Source organism: Paenibacillus sp. Aloe-11, assembly GCF_000245715.1.
Lineage (GTDB): Bacteria > Bacillota > Bacilli > Paenibacillales > Paenibacillaceae > Paenibacillus > Paenibacillus kribbensis.
Genome location: NZ_JH601067.1, coordinates 184196 through 194520, shown reverse-complemented (window position 1 = coordinate 194520; position 10325 = coordinate 184196). Strand labels below are relative to the sequence as shown.

Here is a 10325-nt window from a genome sequence, read left to right as displayed (position 1 = left end):
CATATCGGGCAGGATCAACGAACGCTGTCGCTGCGAGATCAAGGCCATATCTCAATCCGCTATGAATATGTGAGGATTGGTTCAGAGGCCGAGGGCCTGCGCAATCGGCTTACAGGCGTGATTCAGGATGTGCGCTATGGAGGCACGATGCTGCGCTACACCTTGGAGTTGGACGGTGTGAGCGAATTCCCGCAGTTAACAGCGCATGTCCCTCATTTTCCGGGCAAACCACGATTTTCTCCCGGTAAAACGGTAACTATCGGGTGGGACCCGCAGGATGCTGTCTTTCTATCTGATCAGGGGGAGGGAGGCGTGTGAACCGACTGGCTTACCGTGTAGTCGACTGGATTACGCCCAAGAGCAAATCATGGGTCACACCGCTATTGCTACTGCTACCGTCCCTCCTGCTGATGGGATTCATTTTTATCGGTTCGTTGCTTATTTTCTCTCGTTATAGCCTGGATTCATTTGAAGGTGGGCGGTTGCAATCCGCTTTTCAATGGACAGCGTATCGCACATTTTTGACCGATCCTTACTACTGGAAAGTCATCAGGGATACCTTTTGGTTGACGATCAGGGTGACACTCATAAGCCTGCTGCTTGCTTACCCGTTGGCGTATTATACAGCACATATTCGCAGTAGTGGCTGGAGACAAACTGTGCTATTAATTACGTTCCTTCCCCTGCTGGTCAGCGCGGTGGTCAAGTCTTATGCGTGGCTTGTTCTTTTGTCCAGGCAAGGGCTTTTGAACTGGTTGCTGATACGGACAGGCATTGCAGAAACCGGGCTGGAAATGACCTTTAATGAGACGGGCGTCATCATTGCGCTCGTTCATATTTTTCTTCCTTTTATGGTTATACCGATTTTGAGTGTGCTGGTGCAGCAGGATCGTACGCTCAAGGCAGCAGCTCATGATCTTGGTGCTGGAAGCTTGCGCACATTCCTGACGATTACGCTGCCTTTGTCGGTACGCGGGATCGTATCCGGTGTGCAGATCGTATTTACGTTGTGTCTGACTGCTTTTACGACTCCGGCACTGATAGGAGGGGGGAGAGTGATGACCTTGCCTACCTTTATTTATCAGCGGACGTTGGATACCAATTGGCCGATTGCCGCAGTAGCAAGTCTGTTCCTGATTATCGCTTCGACTTTGGCTGTATGGCTGTTGAATCGGCTCGGTGACTTTCTTACGTTTCAACGCTCCGGAAAAGGAGGTGCTGCGGATGCGCCTTAGAGGTCTATCCTCTTGGGGATATCATCTAATTCTCTTCCTCATTGCGATGATTGTGTGCCTGTTTCTCGTGCTGCCGCTCGTCATTGTTGTGATTACTTCACTCAATGCTGCTGCCTACAGCGTTTTTCCGCCCACAGGCTTGTCGTTGCGTTGGTATGAAAATTTGCTTTCGCAGCCCCAGTTTCTCCATGCGTTTGGCAATAGTGTTTTTTCTTCCGTTTGCGCCACGTTGCTTGCGTTGGTTGCAGGTACGCTGGCTGCTCTGGCTATTCAGCGCTTTGAGTTTCCTGGACGCAGTCTGTTGCGTGCCATATTCATGTCCCCGATGGTGGTGCCTAAAATCGCACTGGGCATTGCCTACTTAATTTTGTTTTCCAAGCTTCAGATTGCGGGTGGTTTATTGGCCCTCATTTTAGGAGAAGCGGTCACGATTCTGCCATTTGTATTAAGTATCATAGGCAGCACACTGGCTAATGTACGCCGGGAGCATGAGGAGGCTGCCTCTGATCTGGGTGCGGGTCCGCTGCGCGTATTTTTTACAGTAACACTGCCACAAATACGACTGGGGCTGCTAATGAGCGGGGCTATCGCTTTTATATTTACATTTGATCAGGTAGAGACGGCACTGCTCATTTTGCGACCTGAAAATAACACTCTGCCTATTGAACTCTTCCTGTACATGGAAAAATGGCAGGACCCGACCATCGCGGTTGTTTCAACCGTTATGCTGTTAATTGCACTGGTGCTGTTTTTTGGCTTAAAGCTGATCTTGCGCTCTGTGCCTGAGGTACAGAGAGTACTGGGACCAAAAGAGAATGAGTAACAAACGCGTCGTTATTCATATCTAAAATGAATTCCAAAGGAGGAAGCACGATGACAAACACGAATACGGCCAACCGTGAACGGGCCCTACAGATTATGAAACGTGAAGGGTTACAAGCCCTTGTGGCTACAACACCCGAAAATATCTCGTACGTAATTGGCTCCCAACTACGAACCACGAATTGGACTATGCAAATATATGCTGTTTTACCGCAACAGCCGCTTGCGCCGACACGTCTTATTTTACCGACTAACCGACTGGGCGTGATTGCCCAAATGGGCTTGCCGGATGCGGAGCTGTACTTGTACAGTGATTTTTTTCTGGAAGGATCACCGGAAGGCAAAGCTTCGACCCCTGACATTGATCTGTTTTTTGATCTTCTCGGTCGTGTGCAAACTTATGCGGGACCTATTGAAGCACTACAGGCAGCCCTGCGTGATCTGGATATTTCCCAAGGCCCGTTGGGAGTGGATGAAATGCGTATTGCACCAGCGCTTTATGCAAGTCTGATAGAAGAACTGCCAAATGGAGCGATCAAGCCGGCCTATGCGCTGTTCAGGGAAGTTCGGCAAGTGAAAACAGAGGAAGAAATCAGACGGCTCCGCCGTGTAGCTGAGCTGAACGAGCGTATTGAGCTTGAAATGATCCGCAAAATCGCTGAAAATGTACATGAAGAGGAGCTGGCCGAACATTATCGTCTGGAGATGGTAAAAGCGGGTGCGGTTCCGGCGATGGTTGCTGTGGGAGCTGGTCCACGCAGTGCGTTGCCATTAATAGAACGTTATTTTCACCGTGTACAGCCTGGAGAGCAGGTACGGTTTGATCTATGCTGTCACCTGGACGGCTATTGGGCGGATACCGGGCGCACAACTGTGCTGGGAGAACCGACAGACTGGCAGAAGCGTCATTTTTCAGCTATTTATAGCGGTTGGGAGCGAGCACTGGAGCGGGTACGTCCCGGAGCCAAAGCATCGGATATTTTCCAGGCTGCAGTTCAAACCGTCCAAAAAGAAGGGATTCCGCACTATCGTCGTCAGCATGTGGGACATGCTATTGGTCTGGAGCTGTATGATGATATTGTCCTGGCTCCTGGAGATCACCGAACGCTGGAGGAAGGCATGGTATTTTGTGTCGAGGTACCTTATTATGAGCTGGGTGCAGGCGGTTTTCAAATCGAAGATACGGTAGTTGTAACCAAGGACGGGTATGAATTTTTAACTCATATGGAACGGAAACTATATCGGCAATAAAGAGGGATTCTTATGACATATATTCAAAAAGGGTCCCGTTCGTTTCGCAAAACGAGCTTGGCTATGTTCGCAGGAGGATTCAGCACATTTGCCTTGTTATATTGCATGCAGCCGCTGATGCCCGAGTTTTCAAAAGATTTTGGCATTTCCCCAGCCACCGCAAGTCTTTCACTATCCATATCAACCATCGCCATGGCGGTAACAATGCTGTTCGTTGGTATTTTATCGGATCAAAAAGGAAGGAAAATCATCATGTGCTGCTCCTTAGTCGGAGCATCTGCCGTGGGGTTGCTGTTAACGCTTAGTTCGGGTTTTCTAACGCTGCTTATTCTTCGAATGATCCAAGGGATGATTCTCGCGGGGCTTCCCGCCATCGCTATGACCTATCTTAGTGAGGAAATAAATCCTGCTCATCTGGGCTATGCCATGGGTTTGTATATCAGTGGGAATTCCATCGGCGGGATGGGCGGGCGAATTTTGACCAGCACCTTAACCGATTTGGCGAACTGGAGAACTGCTTTGGGAATTTTGGCCTTGCTTAGCATCGTATCTTCTGTATTGTTTTGGCAGTGGCTTCCGGCTTCGCGTAACTTCAAGCGTCGTAAGGTCCGTTTTTCAGATACCATTCGTACGCTTTTTGTTCCCTGTAAAGACCCGGCGCTACTGTGTCTGTATGGGCTGGGCTTTGTGTTTATGGGCAGCTTCGTTACGCTGTTTAATTACATTGGATATCGTCTTTCTGCGCCTCCTTATCTGCTCGGATCCGGCCTGATCGGCTGGATTTTTGTTGTGTACATTATGGGAACGGTCAGCTCCACCTGGATGGGGAGACAGTCTGACAGATACGGCAGATATGCTGTTATGGGGGTTGCGATTGGAATTCTGCTGTTGGGTGCCTTGCTGACATTAACGGGCAGTCTGTGGGTAATGATTATCGGTATTGCGTTGTTTACGTTTGGTTTTTTCGGGGGACACTCGATTGCAAGCAGCTGGGTTGGTCTTCTGGCGCTTGAGCACAGGGCGCAGTCGTCTGCGCTCTATCTGTTTTTTTATTATACCGGCTCCAGTATTAGCGGTACCTTGGGCGGTATATTTTATGCAAGTTTCGGATGGAACGGTGTTATTCTGATGATTACGGGATATATGACGGTTGCTTTGATCCTGAATGTTGTTTTAAAGCGCCGGGGAGCATCTAGAAATACAACAGGCAAACGGCCTGATGCTACGCGTACAATATAAAAATGGACAAAGGCTGCCTGACGAAGGCAGCTTTTGTTTTATACCATTTTATAGTGAGAAGGGAAGAGATTGAATAGAGCTTATCATTGTACCAAGAAAAGGGCCAACAGATTATGGATTTAATAAATCTATTGCTGTATTTAAAGGTTCTATGGAAGTAATTCTCTAAAATTTGTATTGTAAGAAGACTCGCTAATAGATAAAATAAAAACTATGTGACAATGAGAATCACTATCATTTTGATATATATATTTAAGGGGGATTTATATCGTGCAGCAAAATAAGAGAACGAAATTGGGAATCACGATTTGTCTGGTTGTACTGTTGACGTTGGTGCTGGGTGCATGCGGGAACGCAGGTAACAACACTCAGACGAACAAAGAGACGGGTACTAATGATTCTTCCGGGCAATCGAAAACGGTTGCTACGCGTGAATATACAGATGCTACCGGCAATAAGATCCGTATTCCTGCCAATCCGCAGCGAGTAGTAACGACGCAATATTTGGATGCTATGCTGGCTTTGGGTGTTAAGCCAGTGGGAGTTACTTCTTATTTGCTCGAAGGCGACTATTTAAAAGGACAGATTGACGGGATTGCTGATATTGGGAACCCGACCAATGTTGAGAAGGTGCTGGAGCTCCAACCGGACCTGATCATTGCAACAGAAGATACCACTCCGGAAGTGAAGGAGCAGCTGGAAAAGATTGCTCCAACCGTGGTCGTTTCTTTTGGCAACGGAGATGTATTCAAGCAATTGCGGGATGTTGCAGCCGTGCTGGGTAAGGATAAGGAAGCTGAGCAGTGGATCGCCAGCCTCAATAAAAAGGCCGAAGAAGGACGAAAGAAGCTGGCCGGGAAATTTAAGAAAGATGAAGCAATAACGATTTATATGACCTATGGCAAGGATGTGCTAAGAGTTTACGGGGCGCGAAATGTAGGCCATGTCATTTACCGTTCATTGGAATTGAACCCGCCCGAGTACATACGTCAGAAGCTGGCTCAGGACCCGAAATTTAATTTTGTTTATGATTCCATTTCGATGGAAAAGCTGCCTGAACTGTCTGGAGACCGGATTATTATGCTCGTTTATGATGAAGCGACTAAAGACGGGATACTTAAGGAAATTGAGCAAAGTGCTCTGTGGAAAAACCTGCCGGCTGTCAAAAATCACAAAGTGTATATCATCAAGGCTGATCCATGGTTTACATATTCACCCCTTGCTATTGATAAATCACTGGATGAAGCCATTCAAATGTTTTCCGGTGATCCTAAATGATTAGTTCATTTGAATTAAGAAGGGAGAAATCATAACTATGCTAAGACGATTTTTTGAATATTACCGTCCTTATCGGACTTTATTTATCATCGATTTCTCTTGTGCCCTGCTGGCTGCGCTGCTGGAGCTGGCTTTTCCCCTTGCGGTTAACCGAGTGGTCGATGATTTGCTGCCCAGCGGGAACTGGAAATGGATTTTATTTGCCTGTTTAGCTCTGCTTGGGATTTATGTCGTAAGTGCCGGACTGAATTACGTGGTTACTTATTGGGGGCACAAGCTGGGAATTAACATTGAGTCAGACATGCGCAAAAAGCTGTTTGATCGCGTACAAAAGCAATCCTTTCGTTTTTTTGACAATAACAAAACAGGGCATCTGGTCTCCCGTATGACCAACGATCTGATGGATATCGGAGAAATTGCCCACCACGGACCCGAGGATTTGTTCATTGCACTGATGACTCTGGGCGGGGCCTTCGGTATCATGCTCAGCATTAACTGGAAGCTGGCTGTGCTGACATTTATTATTGTCCCGCTGATGATTTACTTGTCCTTGTATTTTAGCCGTAAAATGAATGCTGCTTTCCATCGTATGTTTTCTGATATTGCGGATTACAACGCCCGGATTGAAAACAACGTTAGCGGTATCCGCGTTGTACAGGCTTTCTCCAACGAAGCACATGAAATAGAGCGTTTTGCTGAAAATAACGGACGGTTTCGTAAAACAAAGCTGATCGCTTATCGCATTATGGCATGGAATTCTTCGATTAGTTTTATTCTGATGAAGCTGGTCTCACTGTTTGTGCTTGTATGTGGAACATGGTTTGTTATTGAGGGGCAGATGACCTATGGGGAGTTTATCGCATTTGTAATGCTGTCCAATGTATTTCTCGCACCCATCAAACAAATTAACTCCGTCATTGAAACATATCCCAAAGGGATTGCCGGTTTCCGACGTTACCTGGATTTGCTGGAGAGTGAATCTGACGTAGAGGATCTGCCAGGTGCCAAGACCGTTAAGCATCTTAACGGAGATATTCAATTTGAAGGTGTCACGTTTGGCTATGAAAACAAAGATAAGGTACTACGCAAAGTGGACCTATCCATTCATGCAGGAGAAACCGTAGCACTTGTTGGTCCATCGGGAGCAGGTAAAACGACACTTTGCAGCTTGCTGCCTCGCTTCTATGATGTCGAGGAAGGCAGCATTACGATTGATGGCATGGATATCCGTGAAATGAAGCTGGATTCGCTGCGATCCATGATTGGTATCGTACAGCAGGATGTATTTCTCTTTGATGGAACGATTCGTGAAAATATTGCTTACGGCAAGCTTGATGCTTCAGAAGATGAAATTTGGGATGCTGCCCGGCGGGCTCAGATTGAAGATCTGGTTCGCTCATATCCGGAGGGGCTGGATACGATGATTGGCGAACGAGGCGTGAAGCTGTCCGGCGGTCAAAAGCAACGCTTGTCTATTGCCCGGATGTTTCTAAAAAATCCGCCAATTCTCATTTTGGATGAAGCGACATCAGCATTGGATACGGAGACGGAGGCCGCGATTCAGCAAGCACTGACGGAACTGTCGCAAGGCCGAACAACGCTCGTGATTGCCCATCGTTTGGCAACGATCAAAAATGCCGACCGCATTATCGTAGTTGCAGATCAAGGTATCGCCGAGCAAGGTAGACATGAAGAATTGCTGACCGCAAAGGGGGCATATAGCCGCCTGCACCAAGCTCAGTATGGTACGTAATTAGACCTTTGAAAGCAAAAGTGAGAGGGATGAAATTCTTGAAGAAGCAAATTTGGAGTTTGGCAATACTGCTTATACTCGTTGTAGCTCTGAGCGCATGTGCAGGCCAAACGAACCCATCTGCTGAAAAGCAGGATCAAGCTTCTGGCGGGGAGAAGCCAGCGGCAACCAAGACAGTCCAAACCATTCATGGAGAGATTACGATTCCTGTCCAGCCCAAACGGATCGTGGTAGATATGTATCAAAATGATTTATTGGCCCTTGGGATCAAACCTGTGGGAAGTGTAAAGTATTATCTGGATAACCCGTTCTCGAAGGAGCTTGTACAAGGCATTGCAAGTATTGGAGACCGCGGTAGCGTGTCCGTTGAAAAAGTCCTGGCTCTGGAGCCGGATCTGATCCTTATTGGTTCCAAAGATCCAGGCGAGTATGAGAAATACAGCAAAATTGCTCCGACCATCGTCATTCCTTATGGGACGTACAAAAATGTGCATGAGGAGCTGACAGCTTTTGGTGAGCTTCTTGGAAAAGAACAGGAGGCCAAAACATGGCTTACCCAATATGATCAGCGGATGCAGGCGGCGCGTGACAAGTTGAAGGGAATCATCCAACCTGGGGATACGTTTACCGTTATGGAGGCGACTGCCAAGGAATACTATGTATATGGTGACAATTTTGGCAGAGGAGGCCAAGCGGTCTATAGAGGTCTGGGACTGACCCCACCGCCGCTTGTTCAAAAAGAACTCATGGGTGAAACTCAATGGAAGTCCGTTTCGAGAGAGGTGATTAACAAGTATGCAGGCTCTTATATTTTTCTGACCGTTAGTAAGGAAAACACCGGATATACGGGAGACAGCATATGGAAATCACTGAGTGCCGTTCGAAATGACAGAGTTTTTGAGCTTCAGGAGGACCGATATTGGTATTTTGATCCCATTGCTATTGTGGGACAAGCTGAAGAGCTTGCAGATCTTCTTGTGCAGCGGAATGAAGTGAGCGCTTCATAGAAATAGCAGCTCAGACGTTGCTGGCAGCCCTTTGGTATTTATGCCGAAGGGCTTTAATTATTTCTAATTAGCAAAGCTATATGAGATTGTCGAAATTAGCTATTGAAGCGATTGACGCATTAATTTACAATAATAAAGATTGCGTGATAATAATTCTCATTATCATACGTTTCGTCAGCGCAGGTTTATGGGGAACCTACATACTATTCAACAGTTAGGGTGAACAATAGTCATGAAATTATCAGAATCATCGGATAATCCTGCTCGGAGTAGTCATAACCAGCCGCCAACTCAATTTCACTCGCGGCCGTGGGCGGCTTCACTTATTTTAACAGCAGGGGTAGCTCTTTTAGCGTTTGGTATCGCTTTATCCTTATCCTTTGGTGCAGCCTCGATTAGGCTGTTTGAGGTATGGAACGCAGTCTTTCATTTTAATCCTGCAATACAAAACCATCAAATTATTTGGGAAATCCGCTTGCCTCGGATTTTGGGAGGTGTATTAATCGGAGTCTGCTTTGCTGTTGCAGGGGCAATTATGCAGGGCATGACCCGCAATCCACTTGCTGACTCGGGCTTGCTTGGCCTGAATTCAGGAGCGAGTTTGGCGATGGCGATTTGCTTTGCTCTTTTTCCCGGCTCTTCCTTTTTACAGTTGATGCTGTACTCCTTTGTTGGTGCGGCCTTGGCTGTTGTGATGGTATATGGTACAAGCTCCTTATCCAAGACTGGCATTACACCAGTGCGGCTTGTATTGGCGGGTGCAGCTGTGACGGCATTATTGTCAGCCTTGGGTGACGCGATCAGCTTGTATTTTAATGTTGGACAGGATCTGGCCTTCTGGTATGCAGGGGGACTGAGTGGAACGAAATGGGTTCAGCTGGGTATTGTCTTGCCTTGGGTGGTGGTAGCCTTTATCGGCGCTCTCATGTTGTCGCGCTCTATTACACTGCTTAGCTTGGGCGATGAAATCGCACTGAGTTTGGGTCAGCGAACAGGGCTGGTAAAGGTAGCGGGAATGCTGCTTGTTCTAATTCTTGCAGGTGCGGCGGTATCGTTAGTAGGCTCCATAGGCTTCGTGGGATTGATCATTCCTCATATCACCCGTAAGCTGGTTGGCGTCGATTATCGCTGGATTATTCCGTGCTCGGCCATTATAGGAGCTTTGCTCATCGTGTTTGCCGATCTGGCGGCCCGTATGATTAATGCACCTGAGGAAACACCAGTAGGTGTGCTTATTGCCCTCATTGGTGTGCCGTTCTTCCTTTATCTGGCACGCAAAGAAAGGAGGGCGCTGTAAGATGAACAATGTTACGAGTGGGGCTATTGCCAAAGCAAGTCACCGCAAAAAAATCCATGATTGGATCGTTGTTATCATTTTAATCATGTTGCTCATTGCTGCATTTACCATAAGCGCGAATACGGGAACGATTCGACTTTCGCCCATGGAGCTTTTTAAAACCTTATTGGGTCAAGGGACTCCACAGCAGGAATTAATCCTGTTTGAATTTCGATTGCCGCGCATGGCTATTTCCATTTTGATCGGTGCAGGTCTAGCTGTATCCGGGTGTATTATGCAGGGTGTTTCGCGCAACGGTCTGGCGGACCCTGGTATCCTGGGAATAAATGCGGGGGCCGGGCTAATGGTCATGCTGTTTGTATTGCTTTTTCCATCCATGCAAACTACAAATTCATTATTCTTATTGCCCGGGCTTGCGCTGATAGGCTCAGGAGCGGCTGGCC

At 47.3% G+C, this 10325-nt stretch carries 10 protein-coding genes; all 10 read left to right on the top strand.

Annotated features, from left to right (window positions below):
- A partial coding sequence (locus tag WG8_RS27245) for a TOBE domain-containing protein (protein WP_007432486.1) occupies positions 1–318 on the top strand: 318 nt, incomplete at its 5' end.
- On the top strand, positions 315–1235 hold the full coding sequence (locus WG8_RS22015; RefSeq protein WP_007432485.1) for an ABC transporter permease: 921 nt from the start codon (positions 315–317) through the stop codon (positions 1233–1235). The genes WG8_RS27245 and WG8_RS22015, both read left to right, overlap by 4 nt.
- The gene (locus WG8_RS22010) at positions 1225–2058 is read left to right on the top strand and encodes an ABC transporter permease (protein WP_007432484.1); all 834 of its coding nucleotides are present in this window, start codon (positions 1225–1227) and stop codon (positions 2056–2058) included. The genes WG8_RS22015 and WG8_RS22010 overlap by 11 nt, the downstream gene beginning before the upstream one ends.
- Before the next feature lie 50 nt (positions 2059–2108).
- Positions 2109–3308, top strand: coding sequence for a M24 family metallopeptidase (locus tag WG8_RS22005; RefSeq protein WP_007432483.1), 1200 nt, complete (start codon positions 2109–2111; stop codon positions 3306–3308).
- Between the two features lie 12 nt (positions 3309–3320).
- Positions 3321–4547 (top strand): MFS transporter, encoded by a 1227-nt coding sequence (locus tag WG8_RS22000; protein WP_007432482.1) that lies wholly within the window; start codon positions 3321–3323, stop codon positions 4545–4547.
- 270 nt (positions 4548–4817) lie between these two features.
- Entirely contained in the window at positions 4818–5825 is a 1008-nt protein-coding gene (locus WG8_RS21995) for an ABC transporter substrate-binding protein (protein ID WP_007432481.1), read from the top strand.
- A gap of 37 nt (positions 5826–5862) precedes the next feature.
- Positions 5863–7578, top strand: a complete 1716-nt coding sequence (locus tag WG8_RS21990) for an ABC transporter ATP-binding protein (RefSeq protein ID WP_007432480.1) — start codon at positions 5863–5865, stop codon at positions 7576–7578.
- Between the two features lie 38 nt (positions 7579–7616).
- The gene (locus WG8_RS21985; RefSeq protein WP_007432479.1) at positions 7617–8585 is read left to right on the top strand and encodes an iron-hydroxamate ABC transporter substrate-binding protein; all 969 of its coding nucleotides are present in this window, start codon (positions 7617–7619) and stop codon (positions 8583–8585) included.
- Between the two features lie 232 nt (positions 8586–8817).
- On the top strand, positions 8818–9882 hold the full coding sequence (locus WG8_RS21980) for a FecCD family ABC transporter permease (protein WP_007432478.1): 1065 nt from the start codon (positions 8818–8820) through the stop codon (positions 9880–9882).
- A gap of 1 nt (position 9883) precedes the next feature.
- A partial coding sequence (locus WG8_RS29040) for an iron chelate uptake ABC transporter family permease subunit (protein WP_007432477.1) occupies positions 9884–10325 on the top strand: 442 nt, incomplete at its 3' end.

What these genes read in the sequence shown, in the direction of transcription:
- WG8_RS21990 (WP_007432480.1), top strand. Translation starts at nt 5,863, where the DNA reads ATGCTAAGACGATTTTTTGAATATTACCGTCCTTATCGGACTTTATTT.
- WG8_RS22010 (WP_007432484.1), top strand. Translation starts at nt 1,225, where the DNA reads ATGCGCCTTAGAGGTCTATCCTCTTGGGGATATCATCTAATTCTCTTC.
- WG8_RS21980 (WP_007432478.1), top strand. Translation starts at nt 8,818, where the DNA reads ATGAAATTATCAGAATCATCGGATAATCCTGCTCGGAGTAGTCATAAC.
- WG8_RS22005 (WP_007432483.1), top strand. Translation starts at nt 2,109, where the DNA reads ATGACAAACACGAATACGGCCAACCGTGAACGGGCCCTACAGATTATG.
- WG8_RS22000 (WP_007432482.1), top strand. Translation starts at nt 3,321, where the DNA reads ATGACATATATTCAAAAAGGGTCCCGTTCGTTTCGCAAAACGAGCTTG.